This is a genomic window from Oceanicella actignis (genome assembly GCF_900111545.1).
Lineage (GTDB): Bacteria > Pseudomonadota > Alphaproteobacteria > Rhodobacterales > Rhodobacteraceae > Oceanicella > Oceanicella actignis.
Genome location: NZ_FOHL01000002.1, coordinates 447,534 through 472,411, shown reverse-complemented (window position 1 = coordinate 472,411; position 24,878 = coordinate 447,534). Strand labels below are relative to the sequence as shown.

The following is a 24,878-nucleotide window of genomic DNA, read 5'->3' as shown; positions in this document are numbered from 1 at the left end:
GCCTTTCGCTTGTCCGGCGGGGCCGGCTCAGCGGTTTTCGACCTCGACATAGTCGCGGCGCACCGGGCCGGTGTAGAGCTGGCGCGGGCGGCCGATCTTGGACTTCTCCTCGATCATCTCCTTCCACTGCGCGATCCAGCCGACGGTGCGCGACATGGCGAACAGCGCGGTGAACATCGAGGTCGGGAAGCCCATGGCCTCGAGGATGATGCCCGAATAGAAGTCCACGTTCGGGTAGAGCTTCTTCTCGATGAAGTATTCGTCCTCGAGCGCGATGCGCTCCAGCTCCTTGGCGACCTGCAGGGTCGGGTTGTCGTCGATGCCCAGCAGGTGCAGCACCTCGTCCGCGCTCTGCTTCATCACCTTGGCGCGGGGGTCGAAGTTCTTGTAGACGCGGTGGCCGAAGCCCATCAGGCGGAAGGGATCGTCCTTGTCCTTGGCGCGCTTGATGTATTCGGGGATGCGGTCGACGGTGCCGATCTCGCGCAGCATGTTCAGGCAGGCCTCGTTCGCCCCGCCATGGGCCGGCCCCCACAGGCACGCCACGCCCGCCGCGATGCAGGCGAAGGGGTTCGCGCCCGACGAGCCCGCCAGCCGCACCGTCGAGGTCGAGGCGTTCTGCTCGTGATCCGCGTGCAGGGTGAAGATGCGGTCCATCGCGCGCGCCAGGACAGGGTCCACGTGATATTCCTCGGCCGGCACGGCGAAGCACATGTGCAGGAAGTTCGACGCGTAGTCGAGGTCGTTGCGCGGATAGACGAAGGGCTGGCCGATCGAATACTTGAACGCCCAGGCGACGATGGTCGGCATCTTGGCGATCAGGCGGATGGTCGCCACCTCGCGCTGCCAGGGGTCGTTGATGTCGGTGCTGTCATGGTAGAAGGCCGACATCGCGCCGACCACGCCGCAGACGATCGCCATCGGGTGCGCGTCGCGCCGGAAGCCGCGGTAGAAATACTGCATCTGCTCGTGCAGCATGGTATGGCGCGTGACGCGGTTCTCGAAATCCTCGAGCTGCGCGGCGTCGGGCAGCTCGCCATAGAGCAGCAGGTAGCAGACCTCGAGATAGTGCGACTTCTCGGCCAGCTGCTCGATGGGGTAGCCCCGATACAGAAGCTCGCCCTTGTCGCCGTCGATGAAGGTGATCTTCGACTCGCAGGCGGCGGTCGAGGTGAAGCCGGGGTCGAAGGTGAACACGCCCGCATCCGCATAGAGACGCTGGATGTCCACGACCGACGGGCCAAGGGTGCCGTCGCGTACGGGAAGCTCGACCTGACGTCCGTCGATGGACAGGGTCGCGGACCGGCTCGTGTTCGTGCTCATGGGCAAAACCCCCCTTGATGGTTGCTTGGCGCTGACGTCGCGCCCGATCTTGCTCCGCGGCCGCGCAGGCGCGCCGCCGCGTTCGGTCATTTCGTGCCTTGAACGGCGTCCTCGATCCGCGCGAGGGTCTCGTCGCGTCCGAGCGTGACCATCACGTCGAAGACGCCGGGCGAGACCGCGCGGCCCGTCAGGGCGGCGCGAAGCGGTTGCGCGATCTTGCCCAGCTTCAGCCCTTCGGTTTCGGCGAAGCCGCGCACCAGAGCCTCCAGCGCAGCGCCGTCCCACGGGCTAGCATTCCGCAATTGCGAAGTCAATCTGGCCAGCATCCGGCGCGCATCCTCGTCCAGGATGCGGCGCGCCTTCTCGTCCGGCTCAAGGGGCCGATCGGCGAGAATATAGTAGGCGATGTCAACGAGTTCGACGATGGTCTTGGCGCGTTCCTTGAGGCCGGGCATCGCCTGCTCGAGCATTGCCAGCCGGGCCGGGTCGGGCATGGGCTTTTGTTGCGCTGCGAAAAGATCCTTCACCGCCTCGACCAGCCGCGCGTCCGAAGCCGCGCGCATGTGCTGGCCGTTCAGATTGGCCAGCTTGGCGAAGTCGAAGCGCGCCGCGCTCTTGCCGATGCCGGGCAGGTCGAACCAGGCCTGCGCCTGGGCGTCGTCGAAGAACTCGTCGTCGCCATGGCTCCAGCCCAGCCGCGCCAAATAGTTGCGCATAGCCTCGGGCAGGTAGCCCATCTTGCGGTATTCCTCGACCCCCAGCGCGCCGTGGCGCTTGGACAGCTTGGCGCCGTCGGGGCCGTGGATCAGCGGGATGTGCGCGAAGACCGGCGTGCGCCAGCCCATGGCCTGGTAGATCAGCGTCTGGCGCGCGGCGTTGGTCAGGTGGTCGTCGCCGCGGATCACATGCGTCACGCCCATGTCGTGATCGTCGACCACCACGGCCAGCATGTAGGTGGGCGTGCCGTCCGAGCGCAGCAGGATCAGGTCGTCCATCTGCGCCGCGTCCCAGGTCACCGTGCCCTGCACCGCGTCCTCGACCTGCACGCGCCCCTCGCGCGGGGCGCGCAGGCGCACGGCGTAGGGCGCGCCCTCGGGCCAGTCCTCGGGGCCCTTGTCGCGCCAGGGGCTCTGGAACAGGGGCGGGCGGCCCTCGGCGCGGGCGGCCTCGCGGAAGGCGTCGATCTCTTCCTTGGTGGCGTAGCAGCGATAGGCCGCGCCCGAGGCCAGCATGGCCTCGGCAACCTCGCGGTGGCGCGCGACGCGCGAGAACTGGCTGACCGGCTCGCCGTCCCAGTCGAGGCCGAGCCATTTCAGCCCCTCGAGGATCGCCTCGGTCGCCTCGGGCGTCGAGCGCGCGCGGTCGGTGTCCTCGATCCGAAGCAGGAACCGCCCGCCGCGTCCGCGCGCATAGAGCCAGTTGAACAGCGCCGTGCGCGCGCCGCCGATATGCAGGAAGCCCGTCGGCGAGGGCGCGAATCGCGTGACGACAGGGGCGTCTTCGGTCCTGGTCGGAGTCATGGCTTCATCGCGTCCCGATTTTGTCTAAAGTGCGCCGGTCTTATCGCAACCCTTCGCACGGAGAACAAGCGGCTTGAGGCGTGAAGATCTGGTTGACTGGCTGTTGCGCGAACGCCGCCGGGCCGCGTTGTGGGCGCCCGTCTGCTTCGGCTTCGGAAGCTGGGTCTACTTCCAGGGCCCCGACGAGCCGGGCGCATGGGCCCTGTCGGCGGCGACGGCGGCGGCCGCGGCGCTGATCCCGGCCGCCTTCGCCGGCCGCGCGCCCTGGCTGCGGCTGGCGCTGATGGCGCTGGGGCTGCTTTGCGCCGGCTTCTCGGCGGCGGGGCTGCGGGCGCGGGCGGTCGCGGCGCCGGTGCTGCCGGCCGCCACCGACGCCACGGTCGAGGGACGCATCGTCGAGATCACGCGCTCGCGCACCGACATGCGCCGCGTGATGCTGGAGGACGTCATCATCTACGGCCTGGCGCGCGCCGACACGCCGCGCCGCGTGCGCGTCTCGTTGCTCGAGGGCGACTTCGCGCGCGACGTGCGGGTGGGCGAGCGGGTCGCCCTTTACGCGCGAATCGGACCGCCCGCGCCGCCGGTCGAGCCGGGGGGCTTCGACTTTCGCCGCTGGGCGTGGTTCCACGGCGTGGGCGGGGTGGGATTCGCGCGCGGGCCCGCCATGCCCGCCCCGCCGGCCGAGCTGCAGGGCCCGCTGGCGCGCGCGCAGGACTGGATCGGACGCGCGCGCGGCGCCATCGCCCGCGCCATTCAGGCCGCCGTGCCCGGCGAGCGGGGGGCCTTCGCGGCGGCGATCCTCGTCGGCGTGCGCGAGGGGGTGACGCAGGAGGCGCTTCAGGCGCTGCGCGATTCGAACCTGGCGCATCTGCTGGCGATTTCCGGGCTGCACATGGGGCTGCTCTCGGCGCTGGTCTTCGCGGTGGCGCGCATGGCTCTGGCGCTGATCCCGGCGGCGGCGCTGCGCGTCGAGCCGAAGAAGGCCGCCGCGGCGGCGGCGATGGCGGCGGGGCTGGTCTATCTGGTGCTGTCGGGCGCGTCGGTGGCCACGCAGCGCGCCTTCCTGATGGCGGCGGTCGCGCTGACGGCGCTGATGATCGACCGCGCGGCCATCTCGTTGCGGGCGCTGGCGGCGGCGGCGCTGGTCATCCTGCTGCTCAGGCCCGAAAGCCTGTTCGATGCGGGCTTTCAGATGTCGTTCGCCGCCACCGGGGCGCTGATCGCCTTCTACGAGTGGGTGCGCGAGCGCGGCCTGACCCAGTCGCCCGAGCAGCGCCCGGGCCTGCCTTGGCGCATCGGCCGGATCGCGGCCGGGGTGGCGCTGACCTCGCTCATCGCCGGGATGGCGACGGCGCCCTTCGCCGCGGCCGCCTTCAACCGGCTGCCCCTTTACGGGCTGCCGGCGAACATGATCGCGGTGCCGGTGATGTCGTTCTGGGTGATGCCGGCGGCGGTGCTGGCGGCGGCGCTGGCGCCGTTGGGCGCGGCCGGGCCGGCGCTGTGGGCCATGGGCGAGGGGATCGGCGTCATCCTGCATGTCGCGCGTCTGGCGGCGCAGATGCCCGACGCGGTGCGCCCGGTGGTCGCCCCGCCCGAGGGCGCGCTGGCGCTGATCGCGCTTGGCGGCCTGTGGCTGTGCCTGTGGCGCACGCGCATGCGGCTGGGCGGGGCGGCGGCGCTGGCGGCGGGGCTGGCGATGTGGGCGCAGGGCGGCGACCGGCCCGAGCTCTTGATCGCGCCCGAGGGGCAGGCGATCGGGCTGATGGGGCCCGAGGGGAGGGCGGTGGATCGCGCGCGCGGCGCGGGCTATGCGATCGAGACCTGGCTTGCGCGCGACGGCGACGGCGCCGACCAGAAGACGGCCGCCGCGCGCCCGGGGCTCGAGCGCGACAAGACCGGCGCCCGGGGCGAGATGTCGAATGGCTGGCGCGTGGCGCTGGCCGGTCGGCGCGCGCCCGATCCGGCGGCGCTGTGCGCGCCGCGCACGCTGCTCATCCTGCCGCGGCGGCCCGGCCCCGCGCCCGAGGGCGGGTGCCTGGCGCTGACCGACGCCGAGCTGGCGCGGCTGGGCGCGGCGGCGGTGCGGCCCGACGGCGACGCGCTGCGGATCGAGGGCGCGTTGCCGGCGGCGCGGGGGCGGCTGTGGGGCGGGGGCGGCGGCTGAGACCGCCCGCCCGGGGCAATGAAGTCGGCGGGAGGGCCTGGGGCGGGAGGGCCTGGGGCGCCCCGGCGGCGGACCGGCCTTGGAACGTGCGGGAACCGGACCGGCGCTCGGCGCGGTCGGATCGCGCCCGCGCGCTCGCCCCCGGCCGCCGGGCGCCGTCAGGGCGCGCGCCCCCGAAGGCGGGGCGCAGGCGGGGGCGGGCGGCGGCTCAGTAAGAGCGGATCAGCCCCACCAGCTTGCCCTGGATGCGGACCTTGTCGGCCGGATAGACGCGGGTCTCGTAAGCCGGGTTCGCGGCCTCGAGCGCGATCGTGTCGCCGCGCCGGCGCAGCCGCTTGAGCGTGGCTTCCTCCTCCTCGACCAGGGCGACGACGATGTCGCCGTTCTGCGCCACCTCCTGCCGCTGGATGACGACGATGTCGCCGTCATGGATGCCGGCCTCGATCATCGAGTCGCCCCGCACCTCGAGCGCGTAATGCTCGGCCCCGGGGCGCAGCATGGTGCTGGGCGCCTGCACGCGGCCGTGCTCGGTCTGGATGGCCTCGATCGGCACGCCCGCGGCGATGCGGCCCATGATGGGGATCGAGGTCGCCCCCTCGGGCATGGCGGCGGCGAAGGCGCCGGTCGGGCGCGGGTCGGGCTCGGCCGCGCCGCCCTCGATCACGCGGGGCGCGAAGCCGCCGCGCCGCTCGGCGCTCAGCGCCTCGGGCAGGCGCAGGATCTCGATGGCGCGCGCGCGATGGGGCAGGCGGCGGATGAAGCCGCGCTCCTCGAGCGCGGTGATCAGCCGGTGGATGCCCGATTTCGAGCGCAGCTTGAGCGCGTCCTTCATCTCGTCGAATGAGGGCGAGACGCCTTCGGCCTCGATCCTCTCGTGCAGGAAGGCGAGCAGCTCGCGTTGTTTCTTGGTCAGCATGGCGTCCCCGGCTCCGTCGTTCCCATTGTCACGTTCTACTTAGGTTCCTGTTTTGTGTCAACGCATTGACAATTGAGATCAACTTAGAGGGGAATATATTTCAAATTCGTTCCCGTCTCCATCGCCGGCGCGTTCGCGGGGATTTCGGCCAGGCAGTCGGCCGCGGCCAGGAGCGACAGAACGGCGCTGTCCTGATTGGCGAAAATCTCGAGCGCGGGGCCGTCGGGGCCGTCGATCAGCCGCGCGCGCGCGTAATGGGCGCGCGGGCCGTTGGCCGGCAGCGGATGCGCCAGGCGCGCCGTCAGCCGCCGCGGGGCGGGGGCCGGGTCGCCGGCCAGGGCGCGCGCGGCCGGCACGGCGAAGAGCGCGCCGCACACCATGGCCGAGACCGGATTGCCCGGCAGCCCCAGCGCCGTCGCGCGTCCAAGCCGCCCGGCCATGAGCGGCTTGCCCGGGCGCATGGCGATCTTGTGGAACGACAGCTCGGCCCCCGCCGCGAGCAGGGCCGCGCGCACAAGGTCGTGCTCGCCCACCGAGGCGCCCCCCAGCGTGACGATCATGTCGGCCTCGGCCGCCGCCTCGAGCGCGGCGCGCAGGCTGGCCGGATCGTCGCGCGCGATGGGTGTCAGGAACGGGTCGGCGCCCGCCTCGCGCAGCATGGCGTGCAGCCCGTAGCCGTTCGAGCTGACGATCTGGTCGGGGCCGGGGGTCTGGCCGGGCTCGACCAGCTCGTCGCCCGTGGGGATCAGCGCCACGCGCGGGCGCGCGCGGACGGGCGCGCGCTCGACGTTCATGGCCGCCAGCAGCGCCACGTCGCGCGCGCTCAGCCGGCGAGGCGCGAAGACGTCGCCCTCGGCGAAGTCGGCGCCGGCGGGGCGCACATGGCGCGCCGCGTCGGGATTCTCGCGCACGCGGATGAAGGCGCCGTCGTCTTCGGTCGCGGCGTCCTCCTGGATCAGCACGCGGTCGGCGCCTTCGGGCATGGGCGCGCCGGTGAAGATGCGCACCGCCTCGCCCGGCCCCACGCGCCCGTCAAAGCGCTGGCCCGCGCGCGCCGCGCCGATCACGCGGAACCGCGCGCCGGGGCGCAGCTCGTCGCCGCGCAGGGCGTAGCCGTCCATGGCCGAGGCGGCGAAGGGCGGCTGGGTGCGGCGCGCGCGCAGGGGGCGGGCCAGCACGCGGCCGGCGGCCTCGGTCAGCGGAACCTCTTCGATCCGGGGCAGGGGGGCGGCCAGGGCGAGCACGCGGCTCAGGGCGTCTTCGACGGTGATCATGCGCGGGCGGTCTCCGTTCTGTCGTTCGCGCCCCCGTGCGGGGCGATTGATTCGCCGCCGCGGCGCGGCGACGCCTCGGTTCTAGCACGGGCCGGGCGGGCGGCGCGCCGGGCGCCGCGTCGCGGTGGGCGAGCGGCCGATTGCGCGGGCCGGCGGGCGTGGCCGATGGCGCGGGAGGGCGGGCGCGGGCGGGCTGCGAATCGAGGGGCGCGGCGGCCTTGCGGCGCGGCGCCGGATGCAGCGCGCCATGCATGACGTTCGGCGCGCCTGACGCGGCGCGAAGGCGCGCCGCCGCGACGACCTGCGACGCAGGCGGCGCAAGGCGGCGTCGGGCGAGGCGGCGTCGGGCGAGGCGGCGTTGGGCGAGGCGGCGTCTGGCGAGGCGGCGTCGGGCGAGGCGGCGTCGGGCCAGGCGGGGCGCGCGCGCAGCGGCCGCGCGCGGGCCCTTGCGCGCGGCGCGGCGCGGCGCTAGCCTCGGGCGCAATCCGTTGGGGCGCCCCGCAAGGGGGCTGAGAGGTCTTGGACCGACCCATCGAACCTGATCCGGGTCATGCCGGCGTAGGGAACGGAGCGAAGCGCGGCCTGTCAGGGGCTTGGCGCGTCCTTTCGTCCTCCTTGCGCGCGGCGCAAGGTGGAGGACGACAGATGACCCCCGTCGCATTGACCATCGCCGGCTCCGACAGCGGAGGCGGCGCCGGCGTCCAGGCCGACCTCAAGACCTTCGCGGCCCTTGGCGTGCACGGCGCCTGCGCGCTGACGGCGGTGACGGCGCAGAACACCTGCGCGGTGACCGCGGCGCAGGCGCTGGAGCCGGCGCTGGTGCGCGCGCAGATCGCGGCGGTGGCGGCCGACATGCCCCCCGCCGCCGTCAAGATCGGGATGCTGGCCAATGCCGAGATCGTCGAGGCGGTCGCCGAGTCGCTCGACCTTCTGGCCGCGCCGGCGGTGCTTGACCCGGTGATGACGGCCAAGTCGGGCGACGCCCTGCTCGGCCCCGATGCCGAGGACGCCCTGCGCGCGCGCCTGCTGCCCCGCGCGACGCTGGTGACGCCGAACCTGCCCGAGGCGGCGCGGCTCCTGGGCCGGCCGCCGGCGCGCGACGCGGCCGAGGCGCTCTCGCAGGCGCGCGCGCTGGTGGCGCTGGGCGCACGCGCGGCGCTGGTCAAGGGCGGGCATGCCGAGGGCGAGATCTGCCGCGACGTGCTGGTCTGGCCCGGCGGCGAGGTCGCCTTCGCCGCGCCGCGCATCGACACGCGGCGCACGCATGGCACGGGCTGCACCCTGTCGGCGGCGATCGCGGCGCTGCTGGCGCGCGGCTGGGCGCTGCCGGACGCCGTCGGGCGCGCGCATGCCTGGCTGCACGCGGCCATCCGCGCGGCCGATGAGCTGGCGGTGGGGCGCGGGCGCGGCCCGGTGCACCACTTCCACGCGCTCTGGCCCCCCGCCATTCCCGAACCCACGCCCATGGGCCCGGCGGCCGAACCCGGCGCCGGGGCGGAAGCGGAAGCATGACGCGGTTCCTCGTCCTTGGCGCGGGCGTGGCGGGGCTGTGCGCGGCGGCCGAGCTGGCCGCGCGCGGCGCGCCGGTGCGAATCGTCGATCCCGCCGGCGGGCCGGGGCCGCAGGGCTGCTCGTGGTGGGCGGGCGGCATGCTGGCCCCCGACTGCGAGGCCGAGAGCGCCGACCCCCTGATCGCCCGCCTCGGCCGCGAGGCCGCCGACTGGTGGGCGGCGCGCGGCGCGCAGGTGACGCGGGCGGGCTCGCTGGTGGTGGCGCTGCCCGGCGACGGCGCGGCGCTTGACGCCTTCGCCGCGCGCAGCTCGGGCTGGCGGATGCTGGACGCCGAGGCGCTGGCGGCGCTCGAGCCCGACCTTGGCGGGCGCTTCTCGCGCGCGCTGTTCTTTCCCGACGAGGCGCATCTGGACCCGCGCGCCGCGCTGGCCGCGCTGCGCGACGGGCTGGCTGCGCGCGGCGTCGAGGTGGCGCGCGCCCTCGACCCGGCGGCGCCGCGCCCGGCGGCCACGCTCGACTGCCGCGGGCTTGGCGCGCGCGACCTCTTGCCCGATTTGCGCGGCGTGCGCGGCGAGATGATGATCCTGCGCGGCGCCGAGCTTCGCCTCGGCCGGCCGGTGCGCGTGCTGCATCCGCGCCACCCGATCTACGTCACCCCCCGCGCGGGCGGCGCGCTGATGCTGGGGGCCACGCAGATCGAAAGCGACTGGCGCGGCCCGGCGCGCGCGCGCTCGGCGCACGAGCTGCTGAGCGTCGCGCTGGCCCTTCACCCGGCCCTGGCCGAGGCCGAGATCCTCGAGCTGGGCGCCGATGCGCGCCCCGCCTTTCCCGACAACATCCCGCGCCTGCGCCGACAGGGCGACAGGATTCACCTCAACGGCCTGTTCCGGCACGGCTTTCTCATGGCGCCCGTTCTGGCGCGCATGGCCGCCGAACACCTGCTGGACGGGCGCATGCCGGAGCTGATGGACCATGCTGCTGAGAATTAACGGAGAGCCCGCGCGCGCCGGCGCGCGCAACCTGGCCGAGCTCATCGAGGCGCTGGGGCACGATCCGCGCGCCGTCGCCACCGCCCGGAACGGGCGCTTCGTGCCCGCCTCGGCGCGCGCGCAAGAGCCGCTGGCCGAGGGCGACGAGATCGAGATCGTCTCGCCCCGGCAGGGGGGCTGAGCCATGACCCGCGCGCCCCATGCCGGACCCGAACCCGCGCCCGAGCCGCAGGACGACGCCGGCGGACCCGTCTTCTACGGGCGGCGCATGCGCTCGGCCCTCATGCTGGGAACGGCGGGCTACCCGTCGCCGGCGGCGCTGGCCGAGGCGGCGCGCGCGGCCCGGCCCGCGGCGGTGACGGTTTCCTTGCGCCGCGAGGACGCCGGCGCGCGCGCCGGCGCCGCCTTCTGGGAGCTGGTGCGCGGCCTGGGCGCGCCGTTGCTGCCCAACACCGCCGGGTGCTTCACCGCGCGCGAGGCCGTGACCACCGCCCAGATGGCGCGCGAGCTGTTCGGCACGGACTGGATCAAGCTCGAGGTCATCGGCCGGGCCGACACGCTGGCGCCCGACCCCTTCGGCCTGGTCGAGGCGGCGCGCATCCTGTGCGCCGAGGGCTTTCGCGTCTTTCCCTACGCCACCGAGGACGCGGTCCTGGCCGAGCGCCTGCTCGAGGCCGGCTGCCAGGTGCTGATGCCCTGGGGCGCGCCGATCGGGGCCGGGCTGGGGCTGGCCAACCCGCATGGGCTGCGCGCCCTGCGCCGCTGCTTTCCCGATGTGCCCATGGTCATCGACGCCGGGCTCGGGCTGCCCAGCCACGCGGCGGCGGCGCTCGAGATGGGCTTCGACGCGGTGCTGGTCAACACCGCCGTCGCGCGCGCGGCCGATCCGGCGCGCATGGCCCGCGCCTTCGCCCGCGCGGTCGAGGCCGGCGCGCTTGGCCGCGCGGCCGGGCCCATTCCGGCGCGCGAGACGGCGACCCCCTCGACGCCCCTGGCCGGGAGGCCCTTCTCATGACCCTGCCGGCGCGCTTCTACCCGATCTTCGATCACCCCGAATGGTTCGCCCGCATGCTGCCGCTGGGCGTGCGCATGGCGCAGCTGCGCGTGAAGGGCGCCAGCACGCGGACGCTGCGCGCCATGATCGCCGAGGCGCGCGATCTGTGCGCCCGCCACGGCGCGCTGCTGGTGGTCAACGATCACTGGCGCCTGGCGCTGGACGAGGGCTGCGCTGCCGTCCATCTGGGGCAGGAGGACCTTGACGGCGCCGATCTGGGCGCCATCCGCGCCGCCGGCCTGCGCCTTGGGCTGAGCACGCATGACGAGGCCGAGCTGGCCCGCGCGCTGGCGGCGCGGCCCGATCACGTGGCGCTGGGGCCGATCCACGCCACCACGCTCAAGCCCATGAAGCACCGCCCCCAGGGGCTGGCGCGGCTGCGGCGCTGGCGGGCGCTGTGCGGCCCGCTGCCGCTGGTGGCCATCGGCGGCATGACGCCCGCGCGCGGCGCGGCGGCGCTGGCCGCCGGGGCCGACTGCGTCGCCGCCGTCACCGACGTGACCATGGCGCGCGACCCCGAGGCGCGCGTGCGCGAATGGCTGGCGGCGCTGGAGGACGTTCCGCGCTCCGCCGCGGATCCCGCCCCCTCGGGGGCAATGGAAAGGAGAACGACATGACCCGCCCGACCTTCCTGCGCCGCGCCTGCGCGCGCGCCGCGCGCCCCCTGGCCGCCGCCGCCCTGGCCCTTGGCCTGAGCGCGGCGCCCGCCGCCGCCGCGGCCCAGCGGCTGACCCTGGCGCTCGACTGGTTCGTCAACCCCGACCACGCCCCGATCATCGTCGCGCAGCAGCGCGGCATCTTCGCGCGCCACGGGCTCGAGCTGCGCATCGTCGCTCCCGCCGACCCGTCCGATCCGCCGCGCATGGCCGCGGCGGGGGCGGCCGACATCGCGGTCTCCTACCAGCCGCAGCTGCACCTTCAGCGCGCCCAGGACATGCCGCTGCGCCGGCTCGGCACGCTGGTGGCCACGCCGCTCAACTGCCTGCTCGTGCGCGCCGACGGGCCGGTGCGCGCCATCGCGGACCTGCGCGGGCGGCGCATCGGCTACTCGGTGGCGGGGATGGAGCGCGCGGTGCTGGGCGCGATGCTGCGCTCGGCGGGGCTGAGCGAGGCGGATGTCGAGCTGGTCAACGTCAACTGGTCGCTCTCGCCCTCGGTCATGTCGGGGCAGGTGGATGCGGTCATCGGCGCCTTCCGCAATTTCGAGCTGGCGCAGATGCGCCTCGAGGGCGTCGAGGGGCGCTGCTTCCACCCCGAAGAGCATGGCGTTCCCGTCTATGACGAGCTGATCTACGTCGCCAACCCCGCGCGGCTCGACCCCGAGGCCGGGCGCCGCTTCCTGGCCGCGGTCGAGGAAGCGACGCTGTTCATCCTCAACCACCCCGAAGAGGCGTGGCGCGATTTCGTCTCCTACGCGCCCGAGCTGGACGACGCGCTCAACCGCCAGGCCTGGGCGGCGACCCTGCCGCGCCTGGCGCTGCGTCCGGCCGCGCGCGACGAGGGGCGCTACGCCCGCTTCGAGGCCTTCCTGCACGCCGCCGGGCTGATCGCGCAGCCGCGCCCGGCCGACGAGCTGCTGATGGCGCCGCCGGCCGCGCCGCCCGCGCGATGAGCGCGCCGCCCGGGCTGACGCTGCGCGGGGCGTTGCGCGCGGGCGGGCGGGCGTTGACGCCGCCGCTCGAGATCGCCTTTCCCGCCGGCGCCTGGAGCTGCCTCCTCGGCCCTTCGGGAGTGGGGAAGTCGACCCTGCTGCGCGTGATCGCGGGGCTGGACGACCAGCCGGGGCAGGCGCGGATCGCGGCGTCGGACGGCGCGCCGGCGGCGCCGCGCGCGGCGCTGATGGCGCAGGAGGCGGCGCTTCTGCCCTGGCTCGACCTGCGCGGCAATGTCGAGCTGGGGCCGCGCCTGCGCGGCGTTCCGCCGCCGCCCGGGCGGGCCGATTCGCTGCTGGCGGCGGTGGGCATGGCGGGCATGGCGCGCCGCCGCCCCCGGGGGCTGTCGGGCGGGCAGCGCCAGCGCGTGGCGCTGGCGCGGCTGCTGATGGAGGAACGCCCCATCGCGCTGCTGGACGAGCCCTTCTCGGCGCTGGACGCGGGTCTGCGCGCGCGCATGCAGGAGCTGGCGGCGCGGCTTCTGGCAGGTCGCACGGTGATCATGGTGACCCATGACGCGGCCGAGGCGGCGCGCATGGCCGACCGGATCATCCTGCTGGGCGCCGAAGGCGCGCGCACGCTCGCGCCGCCGCCCGGCCGGCCGCCGCGGCCGCTGGACGATCCGGGCGCGCTGCGGGCGCAGGCGGCGCTGCTGCACGCGATGCGGGCCATGGCGGCATGAGGGCGGGTCTGGCGCGCGCGCTGCCCGCCTGCGCGGGGCTTGGCCTGTGGGAGGCGGCCGCGCGCCTGGGCGCGGCGCCGCCCTACATCCTGCCCGCGCCCTCGCGCGTGGTGCAGACGGCGTGGCGCGCGCGCGCGCTGCTGGCCGAACACGCCGCCGCGACGGCGGCCGAGATCCTGGCCGGCCTGGCGATCGGCGCGGCGCTGGGGATCGGGGCGGCGCTGGCCATGGCCGCGAGCCGCCCGCTCGAGCGCGCGCTGCGGCCCGCGCTGACGGTCAGCCAGGCGCTGCCCGTCTTTGCGCTGGCGCCCATGCTGACGCTGTGGATGGGCTACGGCATGGCGCCCAAGATCGCGATGGCGGTGCTGATCATCTTCTTCCCCGTCGCCTCGGCCTTTCACGACGGGCTGCGCGGCGCCGATCCCGCATGGATCGAGCTGGCGCGCAACCTGGGCGCGCGGCCCGGCGCGATCCTGCTGCGCATCCGCGCGCCGGCGGCGGCGCCGCATCTGGCGGCGGGGCTGCGAATCGCGGCGACGACGGCGCCCATCGGCGCGGTGGTGGGCGAGTGGGTCGGCTCGGGGCGCGGCCTGGGCTATCTGATGCTGCTGGCCAACGGGCGCGCGCAGACCGACCTGATGTTCGCCGCCCTCGCCGTTCTGGCGGCGCTGGCGCTGGCGCTGCGGGCCGGAGTGGAGGCGGCCTGCGCCGCGGCGCTGGCGCGGCTTGGCTTCGCGCCGGGCGAGACGACCGGGGACTGAACCGCGCCGGGAGGCCGGCTCAGAACCTGCGCCAGATGCCGATGCGCAGATGCGCGCCGCCGGGGCCGCCGGCGCTCCAGTCCTCGGCGCCCATGGTGAAGGAGAGGCTGGCGCGCGGAGAAATCTCGCGCACGAGGCTGGCTTCGGCGTTGAGGCGGCGCGAGTCGCCGGTCTCGATCGCGCCGCGCGCCATGGCCAGCCAGCCCGCCGCCGGGCGCGCGCCCAGCGTCGCGCCCATCTGCGCGCGCCCGTCGCCGCCGCCAAGGGCCGAGACGTAGCCGAGCTCGGCCTCGGCGAAGCCGCCGCCCGAACCCAGCGCGAAGCCGCGCCCGAGGCGCAGGCGCATGGCGCTTTCAAGACCCGATCCGGCGTCGCCGGCGGCCTCGAACTCGACCGAGGCGACCTCGCCCGACGCGCCCTGCCAGACGCGCTGGCGCACGAAGGCCGCCGCGCGCGTCACCTCGGCGCCGCCGACGCCCTCGCGCCGGGACATGCCGCCGCCGACGGTCACGCCCTCGCGCCAGCCATGCTCGAGATAGCTGTCGAGGCGCGCGCGCGGCTCGCCCCATGTGTCGAAGCTGCGGGACTGGCTGAAGAAGGTCGCGCCGGGCTCGGCCGTCCAGGCGCCGGCCTGCGCGGAAAGGGGAAGCGCCGCGGCCAGCGCGGCCGCGAGGGGAAGGGGAGTGGGAACGCGCATCTTGGCCTCCATTTCCGGCGGCCGGGGGGCGCCGCCGCAGAAGGCAGGATGCGCGTTCTTGGTAAACCGGCGGTTAAGCGGTCAGGCCGCGGCCCGCCGCGCAAGCGCCGCGTCGAACAGGCGGTAGACGATCATTCCCGCGATCATGGCGGCGACGAACAGCATCGAGGGCGCGCCGCCCACGGCCATGCCGACGATGGCCGGCCCGGGGCAGATCCCCACCAGCCCCCAGCCGACGCCGAAGATGGCCGACCCGGTCAGAAGCCGCCAGTCGATGCCCTGGCGCGGCGCGGGAATCGGCCCGCCTAGCGCCGCCTCGCGCCGGCGCGCGGCCACGGCCCAGGCGGCGGCGCTGACGATCATAGCGCCGCCCATGACGAAGATCAGCGTCGGATCCCAGGCCCCCGCCGGGATCGCGGCCAGGTCCAGAAAGGCCAGCACCCGCGCGGGGTTGACCATGTCCGAGATCATCAGCCCGAGGCCGAAGATCAGGCCCGACAGAAAGGAGACCAGCTTGCGCATGTTTCGCTCCTCAGAAATGACGGACCAGCCAGACCGTGATCACGGCCGTGGTCATGAAGGTGCACAGCGCCGCGATCGAGCGCGCCGAAAGCCGCGCCGCGCCGCACACGCCGTGCCCCGAGGTGCAGCCCGAGCCCAGCCGCGAGCCGAAGCCCACCAGCAGCCCGCCCGCCGCCAGCAGCGCCGGATCGCGCGCGATCTCGATGCTCTTGGGGCCGAACAGGGTCATGTAGACCAGCGGCGCGGCCGCCAGTCCGAGGACGAAGAGCGCGCGCTCGACCCACACGTCGCGGGGCGAGGGTTCGAGCAGGCCGCCCAGAATGCCGCTGATGCCGGCGATTCGCCCGTTGGCGAGCAGCAGCAGGGCCGCCGCGGCGCCGATCAGCGCGCCGCCGACAAGGCCGTTGATCCAGTCGGGGTTCATGTTCCCTCCTTCCGATCGCCGCGCGTGGCGGCGGTTGCATTCGTGATATTGAATGTATAGGCGCGAAACGGGCCCGGCGCCAGAGGCGCAGACGAAAAAGGGCGCCAGAGGCGCAAACGAAAAAGCGCGCCAGAGGCGCCAATGAAAGGGGCCGCCAGAGGCGCGAACGAAAATGCGCCGGAGGCGCGAATGGAAAGGCTTGCCCGAGGCGGACCCAGGTGCGGGGACGAAAAAGCGCCCCGGCGCGCAGGGCGTCCGGGGCGCAGTCGCGGTCGGCCGCCTGGCCGTCCGACGGGAAGGGTTCAGTTCTTCTGCTTGTCCACCAGCTGGTTCGACTTGATCCAGGGCATCATGGCGCGCAGCTTGGCGCCGACCTCCTCGATCTGGTGGGCGTCGTTGTTGCGGCGGATGGCCTTGAAGCTGGGCTGGCCGGCCTTGCACTCGAGCATCCAGTCGCGCACGAAGCGGCCCTGCTGGATGTCGTCCAGCACCGCCTTCATGCGGGCCTTGGTCTCGGCATGGGGCACGACGCGCGGACCCGACACGTATTCGCCATACTCGGCGGTGTTCGAGATCGAGTAGTTCATCGTGGCGATGCCGCCCTCGTAGATCAGGTCCACGATCAGCTTCACCTCGTGCAGGCACTCGAAATACGCCATCTCGGGGGCGTAGCCGGCCTCGACCAGGGTCTCGAAGCCGCAGCGGATCAGCTCGACCAGACCGCCGCAGAGAACGGCCTGCTCGCCGAACAGGTCGGTCTCGCACTCTTCCTTGAAGTTGGTCTCGATGATGCCCGAGCGCCCGCCGCCGATGGCCGCGCAGTAGGAGAGCGCGATCTCCATCGCCTTGCCCGAGGCGTTCTGGTGCACCGCCACCAGGCAGGGCACGCCGCCGCCCTTGACGAACTCGCCGCGCACGGTGTGGCCGGGGCCCTTGGGCGCCATCATGATGACGTCCACGGTCTGCTTGGGCTCGATCAGGCCGAAATGCACGTTCAGCCCGTGGGCGAAGGCGATGGCCGCGCCGTCGCGCAGGTTGTCGTGGATGTATTTGTAGTAGGTGTCGGCCTGCAGCTCGTCGGGCATGGCCATCATGATCACGTCGGCCCAGGCGGCGGCCTCGTCGATGGCCATCACGGTCAGCCCCTCGGCCTCGGCCTTGGCCGCCGAGGCCGAGCCGGGCCGCAGCGCCACGGCGAGGTTGCGCGCGCCCGAGTCGCGCAGGTTGAGGATGTGCGCGTGGCCCTGGCTGCCGTAGCCGACCACCGCCACCTTCTTGTCCTTGATCAGATTGATGTCGCAGTCGCGATCGTAATAGACGCGCATGGCGCTCTCCCTTTGCGTTTGGCTGGGGGCAGCATAGCGGCGGCGCGCGGCGAAATGCTTTCTTTGATTTTGCGGTTGCGCCGGGTTGCGCGAAAACCTATTCGCAAAGCAGACGAACGGAGAAAGGATCATGCGCGAGCTTGACGAGACCGACCGCCGCATCCTGCGCGTGATGCTGCGCGAGGGCGACCTGACCGCCGCCCAGATCGCCGAGCGCGCGGGCCTGTCCGCCGCGCCCTGCTGGCGGCGCATCGACCGCATGACGCGCGAGGGAATCATCCTGGGCCGCTCGGCGCGCATCGACTGGGCGCGGCTGGGCTATGCGGTGCGCGTGTTCCTGCGCGTGACGCTGGACAAGACCGCGCCGCGCGCCTTCGACGAGTTCGTCGCCGCCGCGCGCGAGCTGCCCGAGGTGGTCACTCTGCAGACCCTGCTGGGGCGGGTGGATGTGCGCATGGACGTGATCGCCCGCGACCTCGATCACTACCGCCGCATCTATCGCGAGAAGATCCTGCCGCTGCCGCACATCGCCGACCTGGAAAGCCTGCTGCTGGTCTCGGAGCTCAAGAACGACGACTGGGCCCCGGTATGAGCGCGCGCGCCGAATTCGACGAAGTGGACATGGCGATCCTGCGCGCCCTGCAGGAGGATGGCGGCCGCTCGGCCAAGGCGGTGGCGCAGCTGGTGGGGCTGAGCCAGCCGGCGTGCTGGCGGCGCATCCGGCGGCTCGAGGAAGAGGGCGTGATCCGGGGGCGGCGCGTGCGGCTCGACCTGCGGCGGCTGGGCTACGAGGTGACGGTGTTCCTGGGCGTCAAGCTGGCCGCGCGCGGACGCGCCAGCCTCGAGGATTTCGAGCGCGCGGTGACCGCGATTCCCGAGGTGCAGCTGGTGCAGCATGTGCTGGGGGTCTACGACTACCGGCTGAAGGTGGTGGCGCGCGACCTTGCCGATTTCGAGCGCATCCTGCGCCGGCGCATCCTGACCCTGCCGGGGGTGGGCGAGGTGGAATCGAACGTGCTTCTGTCGGAAGAGAAATCCACCCCCGGCCTGTCCTGACGGCAGACCCGGCGCGGCGCATGGGCCCGGCGCCTGCGCCCCGCCATGCTCGCGCGCGATCCGCGCCGCGCGCGCGGGCCGCATTGTCAGGCGCGCGCCGACGCGCTACCTGCTCGGACCAGGCCCACAAGCCCAGGCACACAAGCAAGGAGCCCGCCCATGATCGGACGCCTCAACCACGTCGCCATCGCCGTGCCCGACCTCGAGGCCGCCGCCGCCAGCTATCGCGACACGCTGGGCGCGAAGGTCAACCCGCCCCAGGACGAGCCCGAGCATGGCGTGACCGTGGTCTTCATCGAGCTGCCCAACACCAAGATCGAGCTGCTGCACCCGCTGGGCGAGAACTCGCCCATCAAGGGCTTTCTCGAGAAGAACCCCGCCGGAGGCATCCACCACATCTGCTACGAGGTCGACGACATCATCGCCGCCCGCGACCGGCTGCGCGCGGCCGGCGCGCGCGTTCTGGGCGACGGCGAGCCGAAGATCGGCGCCCATGGCAAGCCCGTGCTGTTCCTGCATCCCAAGGATTTCCAGGGAACGCTGGTCGAGCTGGAGCAGGCATGACCATCACCGCCGCCATCGTCCTTTACGCGGTCAGCTGGTTCATGACGCTGTTCGTGATCCTGCCGCTGGGGATGCGCTCGCAGCAGGATGAGGGCGACGTGGCGCCGGGCACGCCGGCCTCGGCGCCCGCCGATCCGCAGATGCGGCGCAAGTTCCGCAACACCACCATCGTCGCGACGCTGATCTGGATCGTGCTGATGGTCGTGATCACCACGCGGATGGTGACGCTGGACGACATCTTCGTCTACGGGCCGACGGGCGCCTACTGAGCCCGCCGCGCCGCTTGCGCCGGGCGTCCGCGCGCTCGCCCGGCGGCGCGGCGCTCAGGCGTCCGGCGGGGCCGAGGCGTCGCCGTTCAGGCGGTGGAACTGGTGCGTGAAGGCGGCCACGCCCAGCACCGGAACGGCCAGCGAGACGATCGGAACCGTCAGCGGCACGGCCAGCATCGCGCCCCCGGCCCAGACGCGGGCCAGATGACGTCGGCGCAGGCGGCGGGCGGCGCGAAAGCCGATGCGCCGGGCGGCGGCCAGCTCGAAATACTGGCGGCCCAGCAGATAGCCGTTGACGGCCAGGAACACGAAGGGCGCCAGCGGCCCGCTGATCAGATAGACCAGCAGCGCCGCCGCGTTCGCGCCCAGAAGCGTCAGCGTGAACAGCACGCCGTCCCAGATCGTTTCCAGAAGGCCCAGCGGCTTGGCCGGCGGCAGGTGCGGGTAGTGGCGCGCCTCGACCGCGGCGGCGATCTCTTCCAGAAAGAAGCCGATGAACAGCGAAGCGGCCGGGAACATCAGAAACGCCAGCCCCACCAGCCCCGCCGCCCAGGCCAGCCAGCGCGCGGCCTCGTCCAGAAAGCCGATCTCGGCGCCGAACAGCGTGAAGCGCATGTCCGGGATCGCGGCCACGGCCATGCTCCACAGCAGGTAGAGGGCGGCCAGAAGCGCCGCCGTCAGCAGGATCGACAGGACGAAGACGCGCCGGAAACGCGGGTCGGACAGCTGCGCGGCGGCGCGGATGAAATCGGCGACAAGCGCGCTCATGCGTCGGCCCAGGTCACGATGCGGTCAAGGTCGGGGCGCGGGCGCTCGGGCGGGGCGGCGCGCTCGGTCCCGATATGGATGAAGCCGGCGACGCCCTCATGCGGCGCAAGGTCGAGGCCGCGGGTGAGGAACTCGCGATCATGGGCCATCCAGCCGGTCAGCCAGTTCGCGCCCCAGCCCGCCGCCAGCGCGGCGTTGAGCAGCCCAAGGCACACCGCCCCGGCCGAAAGCAGCTGCTCGACCTCGGGCGCCTTCTCGGAGGGCCTGGGCGAGAAGATCACCGCCACCGCCAGCGGCGAGCCGTCGAAGGCCGAGGCGTCCTTTTCCACCTTGTCGGGATCGAGGCCGCGGGCGCCGCCCAGCTCGCGCGTCAGCGCCGCCAGGCGCGCCAGCGCCGCGCCGCGCAGCACGATGAAGCGCCAGGGTTCGAGCTTGCCATGATCGGGCGCGCGCGCGGCCGCCGTCAGAAGCGTGCGCAGCTCGGCGTCGTCGGGGGCGGGGGGCTGAAGCAGCTTGGCGGGGCGCGAACGCCGGGTCAGCAGGAACTCGAGCGCGGCGGGGTTCGGAGCGGGCAAGGGGGCCTCCTGATCTGTTGGACGAGCATTGGCGGGCGCGGCCGCCGCCCAGATGTCGGCCCGCGGGCGCGTGGCGTCAAGTCGCCGCCCGCGCCGCAAGCGGGCGCGAGGGGCGGGCCTGAAGGGATCGCCGGGTTCCGGGCCGGGGCTTCGGCGGGGCGCCGAGCGCCTGCCTGCGGGCTGGCCTTGCGGCGGATGGCGGCCGGCGGCCGGGCCGGTCGGCCATCGCGCCCCGCCGGCTGGCGAAGCCGCGGCGGGCCGGCTTCGGGCGGCGCAGGGCGGGCGCGGGGCAGGCGGGCGGGCCGACGCCCGCGGCTCGCCATGACGGGCGGGTCCGCCGTCTCAGGCCAGAAGCCGCGGGTCCTCGCCCATGTCCAGCCCCGGGAACACCGTGCGTTCGAGCGCGTCGCGCGGCAGTCCGAACGCGCCGCGCAGCGCCCAGGCGGCGTAGCGGCGCAGATCGTCGGTCGGCATCAGGTCGCGCCCCTGGTAGAGGTCGCCCTCGGCCAGCCCCGGCCAGCGTCCATGCGCGCGCGCCCCCGACAGCGCGCCGCCGGCGAACAGCATCACCCCGCCGGTGCCATGATCGGTGCCGCGGGTGCCGTTCTCGTGCGCGGTGCGGCCGAACTCGGTCATGCACAGCACGGTCGTGCGCGCCCAGTTGGGCCCAAGCCCCTGGCGCAGGGCCTCGATGGCCTCGGCCAGCTGCTCGAGCGGGCGGCGGATGGCGCCGGCCTGTCCCTTGTGGGTGTCGAACCCGCCCAGCGAGAAGGCGGCGATGCGGCTTTCGGCCGACAGCATCCGCGCCGCCAGCGCCGCAAGGGCGCGGGCGTCCACGCGGCGGGCGCGCTCCATGCCGCCCGCGTCCAGCTCGCGGTCGATCATGATCGCCTCGCGCCCGGCCTCGGCGAAGAGCGGATCCTGCGCCAGCACCCGCTCGAGCAGGTGCAGCGCCGGTTCGGACAGGCGCAGATCGCCGTCCGGCGCCCAGCCCAGCGCCGGCGCGTCGCCCTCGAGCAGCAGCATCCGCTCGCGCCCGACCGCGACGGCGGTGCGCGCCTCGGCGCCGGGCATGAGCGAGAGCGCGCGGTTGAGCCAGCCGTCGCGGCGCGCGCTCGCGGGGCCGTCGGCGGCGCCCGAGCCGGTTTCAAGCGCGTCCTGCCCGTCGAAATGGCTGCGCTTGTCGCGATAGGGGGTGCTGACGGCATGGGCGAAGGCCAGCTCGCCCCGCCGCCACAGCGGCGCGAGCGGCGCCAGCGCCGGGTGCAGCGCGAAGCGGCCGTCCAGGTCGATCGCGCCGTTCTCGGGCAGCACCGCCAGGGTGGGGCGCAGCGCGCGGTAATGCGGGTCGCCGTATGGCGCGACGGCCGCCAGCCCGTCGAGCGCGCCGCGCAGCACGATGGCCACCAGCCGGTTCTCTCCGGGCGCCGAGGCGAAGGTGACGCGCGACATCAGCGGAAACGCGGCCGCCGAGCACCCCAGCGCAAGGCCGGCGCGCAGCAGCGCGCGGCGCGAGGGCGAGCGAAGATCTTCGGTCATGTCTGCCTCCCGGGCATGGTCATCGGCGGTTGAAGTCGGGCGAGACGAGCAGCAGCGCCACCGCCTCCCAGCGCTCGCCGGCGGCCGAGACGGCGAAGGCCGTCTCGCGCCCCAGCGCGTCGCGCAGCGCGACGCGGGCGAAGTCGCGCGGATCGGTCCGCGCCGCGATCACGCGCCCGATGCGGCCGGCCCAGTCGAGCCGCGCGGCCAGCCCGCCGGGGGTGATCCAGGCCTCGGCGTCCTCCTTCCAGCCGTCGGGGCCGGGCACGCGGTCGATCGGCTGGCCCATGGCCTCGAGCGCGCGGATGGTCAGCGGCGGGCCGAAGGGGCCCCCGGGCGCCAGCTCGGCCTTGCGCGCGCCCGCCGCGCGCAGGGTCGAGACGACCAGGTCCCAGGGCTTCTTGACCTTGGCGGCGGGGCCCAGCCGGGCGCGGTCGGTCCAGGCCAGTTCATGCGCGATCATCGCCCGCGTCATGGCGCCCAGATCGCCCCCCGGCGCGCCGGCATAGGCGCGGGCCATGGCGTCGACCAGCGGGGCGGGCGGCGCGTCCGAGACGAAGTGGCGCGCCATCTTGAACGCCAGCCGCCGGGCCGTGGCCGGGTGATCGGCCAGCATGCGCAGCGCCTCCTCCGCGCCCTCGGGGCCCAGGCCGCGCCAGCGCCGGCCAAGCACGGTCTTCTCGCCCGGCTCGGCCATGTTCTCGCGAAAGCGGAAGCCGCCCGCGTCATGGGACCATCCGGCCAGCAGGCGCGCGAATTCGCGCACGTCGCGCTGATCGTAGGGGCCGTGAACGCCCAGCGTGTGCAGCTCGAGGATCTCGCGCGCGAGGTTCTCGTTCAGCCCGCGCCGGGGATTGCGCCGCGCCATGCGCGAGTTGGGGCCCGCCGACACCGACTGGTCGAGGTAGAAGAGCATGGCCGGGCTTTTCGTCGCCGCGATCAGCATGTCGGCGAAGCGGCCCGTCAGGTGCGGGCGGATGGCCAGCTCCTGCATCGGCAGGATGAAGGCGCCGTGGCGCGGATTGCGCCGCGCGACGGCGAAGTGCCCGCACCAGAAGCGGTGCAGGCGCTCGACGAAGCCGTCGGGCGTGGTCGCCGCGCGGGCGAGGCGGGCCAGCGCGTCATCGCGCGTCATGCGCCGGCCCTCGGCCAGCGTCTGTTCGAAGCGGCGCGCGGCGTCGGCGTCGCCCTGTTTGGCGCGTCGGCGCAGGGCGATGAAGCCATCCTGGATCGCGTAGCGGCGCCGGGCCTCGGCCTCGTCCACCAGCGCGCCGCGCGGGGGCGCGGCGATCTGGCGCAGCAGATCCTCGGGGCCGGCCGGGGCCGGGCGGTCGGGGCGGAAGCCGCATCCGAAGCGCAGCTCGGCAAGCGTCTGGCGGCTGACGGCCATGAAAGGCGCTCTCCTTCCTTCGTGCTCGTGCCCATGCGCGTGCGCCGCGCCTGGGCGGGGGCGGGCGCTTCTTGCACGCAGGGCGCGCGCGTTTCCGTCGCGCAGGCCGGTGCGCCGACCCGCGACGGCGCAGCGTGGCGCACGATCATGGCGGCGCGATGGCGACCGCGCAGCGACGGGCGCGATCACGGGCGCAAGACGGCGGGCGCGATGGGGCGCGCGGACAGAAGCTTGCCGCAATTGCGTGCTTGGCTAAAGATGCTTGCGCCGGATTCGGCGCCTCGCAGCGGGCGGAGGGTTCGCGCCCCCGCCGCGGACAAGGCTTGCGGACACGAAATTCGAAAAGGAGCGGCTCATGATCCGCAATTCCGTCATCGCCATCACGACCGTCGCATTCCTGGGGGCCTGCGCGGGTCCGAACGGGCAGGGCGGCATCTCGCAGCGGCAGGGCGTGGGCGCGCTGGCCGGCGCGGCCACGGGCGCGGCGCTGGGCACGCTGGTGGGCGGCGACGACCGGCGCAACGCCCTGGTGGGCGCGGGCATCGGCCTGTTGGCCGGCGCGGCGATCGGCACTTATCTGGACGAGCAGGAGCGCCAGCTTCAGGCCGATCTGGCCGGGACCGGCGCCGAGGTCAAGCAGGTGAACGGTAAGCTCATGGTGCGCCTGCCCGAGCGGGTGAGCTTCGACGTCGACAGCGCCGAGGTCAAGCCGGGCATGCGCAAGCGCCTGCGCCGGGCGGCGCGCAGCCTGGCCGAGAATCCGTCCAGCTACATCGACATCGTCGGCCACACCGATTCGACCGGCCCGGCCGACTACAACCAGCGCCTGTCCGAGCGGCGCGCCCGCGCGGTGGCCAACATCCTGCTGCGCAACGGCGTGCAGCCCCAGCGCGTGCGCGCCTATGGCCGCGGCGAGAGCGAGCCCATCGCCTCGAACGCCACGCCCGATGGGCGGGCGCGCAACCGGCGGGTTGAAATCATCATCACGCCGGCCACCTGATCAGGGGCGGGGGCGGCGCCGGGGCGCCGCCTCTTGCGCCGGCCCCGCCGTCGACCCGATCTCCGGGCCCCGGCCGCGGGGCGCCAAGCAGGGAGCCGCCCTTGACCGACGCCGTTCAGCGCCCCGCGCCCGGGCCCGCGCGCCACGTCTCGCGCCCGGCCAGGCGCATCGCCCGCCTTGTGCTGTGGGCCGAGTTTCTGACCTTGTATCTGGCGGCGCCGCTGTTCATGGCGCTGGCCGCGCCGCCGCAATGGATCTGGCCGTTGCTGGCGGGGGCCACGGCGCTGGGGGTGGCGCTGTTGTTCCGCACGCCCGGCTTCTCGTGGCGCGAGCTTGCGCGCGCCCCCGATCAGGGCGACTGGGCGTGGGCGGCGGCGTTCGCGCTGGGCACGCTGGCGCTGGCGGCGGGGCTGTGCGCCTGGATCAACCCGGACGCCCTGTTCGGCCTGGCGCGCGAGCGGCCGCAGCTGATGGTCATGATCCTGCTGTTCTATCCCTTCCTGTCCGCGCTGCCGCAGGAGCTGTTCTTCCGCGCGCTGTTCTTCCGTCGCTACGGGGCGTTGCTGGGCGCGCCCACGCGCCCGGCGGCGATGCTGGCCAATGCGGCGCTGTTCGCGCTGGCGCATCTGTTCTACTGGAACTGGGTGGCGGTGGGCTTCACCTTCGTCGGGGGGCTTGTCTTCGCATGGGCCTATGCGCACCGGCGCAGCTTCCTGCTGGCCTGGGCGCTGCACGCGGCGGCGGGGGGCATGGTGTTTCTGTCGGGGCTGGGCGTCTATTTCTACCATGGCGCGATCGGCGCCCCGGCCGTGGCGGCGCAATCCGTTCATCTGCGGTAAAGGGACGCATCCTTAAGGTTAGCGCAGCCGGTTCTTCCCCGCCGGTCATGTTGCTTGCCGAAG

27 protein-coding genes and 1 riboswitch are annotated in these 24,878 nt (G+C 74.0%); of the genes, 15 read left to right on the top strand and 12 right to left on the bottom strand.

What is annotated here, in order from left to right; genetic code table 11:
- Positions 1-27: 27 nt before the first annotated feature.
- A complete protein-coding gene (gene gltA / locus BMW67_RS04855) occupies positions 28-1,323 on the bottom strand; it encodes a citrate synthase (RefSeq protein WP_072745695.1) in 1,296 nt (431 codons plus the stop codon).
- An 86-nt stretch (positions 1,324-1,409) separates the two neighbouring features.
- Entirely contained in the window at positions 1,410-2,843 is a 1,434-nt protein-coding gene (gene gltX / locus BMW67_RS04850; RefSeq protein ID WP_072745696.1) for a glutamate--tRNA ligase, read from the bottom strand.
- Between the two features lie 73 nt (positions 2,844-2,916).
- Between gltX and BMW67_RS04845 the strand changes: the two genes are divergently transcribed.
- On the top strand, positions 2,917-5,007 hold the full coding sequence (locus tag BMW67_RS04845) for a ComEC/Rec2 family competence protein (protein WP_083581052.1): 2,091 nt from the start codon (positions 2,917-2,919) through the stop codon (positions 5,005-5,007).
- Positions 5,008-5,215: 208 nt separating this feature from the next.
- Here the strand turns inward: BMW67_RS04845 and lexA are convergent, their stop codons facing one another.
- Positions 5,216-5,923, bottom strand: coding sequence for a transcriptional repressor LexA (lexA, locus tag BMW67_RS04840; RefSeq protein WP_072745697.1), 708 nt, complete (start codon positions 5,921-5,923; stop codon positions 5,216-5,218).
- A gap of 83 nt (positions 5,924-6,006) precedes the next feature.
- Positions 6,007-7,197 carry a molybdopterin molybdotransferase MoeA gene (locus BMW67_RS04835; protein WP_072745698.1) on the bottom strand — a complete coding sequence of 397 codons (1,191 nt, stop codon included), beginning with the start codon at positions 7,195-7,197 and terminating at the stop codon, positions 6,007-6,009.
- Positions 7,198-7,676: 479 nt separating this feature from the next.
- Positions 7,677-7,779: riboswitch (TPP riboswitch) on the top strand.
- A 63-nt stretch (positions 7,780-7,842) separates the two neighbouring features.
- On the opposite strand from BMW67_RS04835, the gene thiD reads away from it, so the two are divergent.
- From thiD to BMW67_RS04795, 8 genes are read left to right on the top strand one after another with little or no spacing between them, the layout of a single operon-like run.
- Positions 7,843-8,709, top strand: a complete 867-nt coding sequence (gene thiD / locus BMW67_RS04830; protein WP_072745699.1) for a bifunctional hydroxymethylpyrimidine kinase/phosphomethylpyrimidine kinase — start codon at positions 7,843-7,845, stop codon at positions 8,707-8,709.
- Positions 8,706-9,698 carry an FAD-dependent oxidoreductase gene (locus tag BMW67_RS04825; RefSeq protein ID WP_072745700.1) on the top strand — a complete coding sequence of 331 codons (993 nt, stop codon included), beginning with the start codon at positions 8,706-8,708 and terminating at the stop codon, positions 9,696-9,698. The genes thiD and BMW67_RS04825 overlap by 4 nt, the downstream gene beginning before the upstream one ends.
- Positions 9,682-9,879: a sulfur carrier protein ThiS gene (gene thiS / locus BMW67_RS04820; protein ID WP_072745701.1), complete on the top strand. Its 198-nt coding sequence runs from the start codon at positions 9,682-9,684 to the stop codon at positions 9,877-9,879. The genes BMW67_RS04825 and thiS overlap by 17 nt, the downstream gene beginning before the upstream one ends.
- Before the next feature lie 3 nt (positions 9,880-9,882).
- On the top strand, positions 9,883-10,713 hold the full coding sequence (locus BMW67_RS04815) for a thiazole synthase (RefSeq protein WP_083581053.1): 831 nt from the start codon (positions 9,883-9,885) through the stop codon (positions 10,711-10,713).
- Entirely contained in the window at positions 10,710-11,369 is a 660-nt protein-coding gene (locus BMW67_RS04810) for a thiamine phosphate synthase (RefSeq protein WP_072745702.1), read from the top strand. The genes BMW67_RS04815 and BMW67_RS04810 overlap by 4 nt, the downstream gene beginning before the upstream one ends.
- Positions 11,366-12,364 (top strand): ABC transporter substrate-binding protein, encoded by a 999-nt coding sequence (locus BMW67_RS04805; RefSeq protein WP_083581054.1) that lies wholly within the window; start codon positions 11,366-11,368, stop codon positions 12,362-12,364. The genes BMW67_RS04810 and BMW67_RS04805 overlap by 4 nt, the downstream gene beginning before the upstream one ends.
- Positions 12,361-13,086 (top strand): ABC transporter ATP-binding protein, encoded by a 726-nt coding sequence (locus tag BMW67_RS04800; RefSeq protein ID WP_072745703.1) that lies wholly within the window; start codon positions 12,361-12,363, stop codon positions 13,084-13,086. The genes BMW67_RS04805 and BMW67_RS04800 overlap by 4 nt, the downstream gene beginning before the upstream one ends.
- Positions 13,083-13,847 carry an ABC transporter permease gene (locus BMW67_RS04795; RefSeq protein WP_072745704.1) on the top strand — a complete coding sequence of 255 codons (765 nt, stop codon included), beginning with the start codon at positions 13,083-13,085 and terminating at the stop codon, positions 13,845-13,847. The genes BMW67_RS04800 and BMW67_RS04795 overlap by 4 nt, the downstream gene beginning before the upstream one ends.
- Positions 13,848-13,866: 19 nt before the next feature.
- On the opposite strand, the gene BMW67_RS04790 is transcribed toward BMW67_RS04795, so the two are convergent.
- The 4 genes from BMW67_RS04790 to ilvC all read right to left on the bottom strand — a co-directional run bounded on the left by BMW67_RS04790 (position 13,867) and on the right by ilvC (position 16,947).
- On the bottom strand, positions 13,867-14,544 hold the full coding sequence (locus tag BMW67_RS04790; RefSeq protein WP_125458967.1) for a hypothetical protein: 678 nt from the start codon (positions 14,542-14,544) through the stop codon (positions 13,867-13,869).
- An 81-nt stretch (positions 14,545-14,625) separates the two neighbouring features.
- On the bottom strand, positions 14,626-15,066 hold the full coding sequence (locus BMW67_RS04785; RefSeq protein WP_072745706.1) for a DUF6691 family protein: 441 nt from the start codon (positions 15,064-15,066) through the stop codon (positions 14,626-14,628).
- Positions 15,067-15,076: 10 nt separating this feature from the next.
- Positions 15,077-15,490, bottom strand: a complete 414-nt coding sequence (locus tag BMW67_RS04780) for a YeeE/YedE family protein (RefSeq protein WP_072745707.1) — start codon at positions 15,488-15,490, stop codon at positions 15,077-15,079.
- A gap of 302 nt (positions 15,491-15,792) precedes the next feature.
- Complete coding sequence (gene ilvC / locus BMW67_RS04775; protein WP_083581055.1) at positions 15,793-16,947, bottom strand: ketol-acid reductoisomerase; 1,155 nt, start codon at positions 16,945-16,947, stop codon at positions 15,793-15,795.
- On the opposite strand from ilvC, the gene BMW67_RS04770 reads away from it, so the two are divergent.
- The 4 genes from BMW67_RS04770 to BMW67_RS04755 all read left to right on the top strand — a co-directional run bounded on the left by BMW67_RS04770 (position 16,946) and on the right by BMW67_RS04755 (position 18,704).
- Positions 16,946-17,407 (top strand): Lrp/AsnC family transcriptional regulator, encoded by a 462-nt coding sequence (locus tag BMW67_RS04770; RefSeq protein ID WP_072745708.1) that lies wholly within the window; start codon positions 16,946-16,948, stop codon positions 17,405-17,407. The genes ilvC and BMW67_RS04770 overlap by 2 nt on opposite strands.
- Positions 17,404-17,871 carry an Lrp/AsnC family transcriptional regulator gene (locus BMW67_RS04765; RefSeq protein ID WP_072745709.1) on the top strand — a complete coding sequence of 156 codons (468 nt, stop codon included), beginning with the start codon at positions 17,404-17,406 and terminating at the stop codon, positions 17,869-17,871. Before BMW67_RS04770 ends, BMW67_RS04765 begins: the two co-directional genes overlap by 4 nt.
- 159 nt (positions 17,872-18,030) lie before the next feature.
- Positions 18,031-18,435, top strand: coding sequence for a methylmalonyl-CoA epimerase (gene mce, locus BMW67_RS04760; RefSeq protein WP_072745710.1), 405 nt, complete (start codon positions 18,031-18,033; stop codon positions 18,433-18,435).
- Entirely contained in the window at positions 18,432-18,704 is a 273-nt protein-coding gene (locus BMW67_RS04755) for a DUF1467 family protein (RefSeq protein WP_072745711.1), read from the top strand. The genes mce and BMW67_RS04755 overlap by 4 nt, the downstream gene beginning before the upstream one ends.
- A gap of 54 nt (positions 18,705-18,758) precedes the next feature.
- On the opposite strand, the gene BMW67_RS04750 is transcribed toward BMW67_RS04755, so the two are convergent.
- The 4 genes from BMW67_RS04750 to BMW67_RS04735 all read right to left on the bottom strand — a co-directional run bounded on the left by BMW67_RS04750 (position 18,759) and on the right by BMW67_RS04735 (position 22,976).
- Positions 18,759-19,472 (bottom strand): EI24 domain-containing protein, encoded by a 714-nt coding sequence (locus BMW67_RS04750; protein ID WP_072745712.1) that lies wholly within the window; start codon positions 19,470-19,472, stop codon positions 18,759-18,761.
- Complete coding sequence (locus BMW67_RS04745; protein ID WP_072745713.1) at positions 19,469-20,047, bottom strand: nitroreductase family protein; 579 nt, start codon at positions 20,045-20,047, stop codon at positions 19,469-19,471. The genes BMW67_RS04750 and BMW67_RS04745 overlap by 4 nt, the downstream gene beginning before the upstream one ends.
- A 342-nt stretch (positions 20,048-20,389) precedes the next feature.
- Positions 20,390-21,586 carry a DUF1501 domain-containing protein gene (locus BMW67_RS04740; protein ID WP_072745714.1) on the bottom strand — a complete coding sequence of 399 codons (1,197 nt, stop codon included), beginning with the start codon at positions 21,584-21,586 and terminating at the stop codon, positions 20,390-20,392.
- A gap of 19 nt (positions 21,587-21,605) precedes the next feature.
- A complete protein-coding gene (locus tag BMW67_RS04735; protein ID WP_072745715.1) occupies positions 21,606-22,976 on the bottom strand; it encodes a DUF1800 domain-containing protein in 1,371 nt (456 codons plus the stop codon).
- Positions 22,977-23,331: 355 nt separating this feature from the next.
- Here BMW67_RS04735 and BMW67_RS04730 point away from each other — a divergent pair, with 355 nt between their 5' ends.
- Positions 23,332-23,976, top strand: coding sequence for a YiaD family glycine zipper/OmpA-like lipoprotein (locus BMW67_RS04730; RefSeq protein WP_072745716.1), 645 nt, complete (start codon positions 23,332-23,334; stop codon positions 23,974-23,976).
- Between the two features lie 101 nt (positions 23,977-24,077).
- Positions 24,078-24,815, top strand: a complete 738-nt coding sequence (locus BMW67_RS04725; protein ID WP_245728451.1) for a CPBP family glutamic-type intramembrane protease — start codon at positions 24,078-24,080, stop codon at positions 24,813-24,815.
- Positions 24,816-24,878 lie beyond the last annotated feature (63 nt).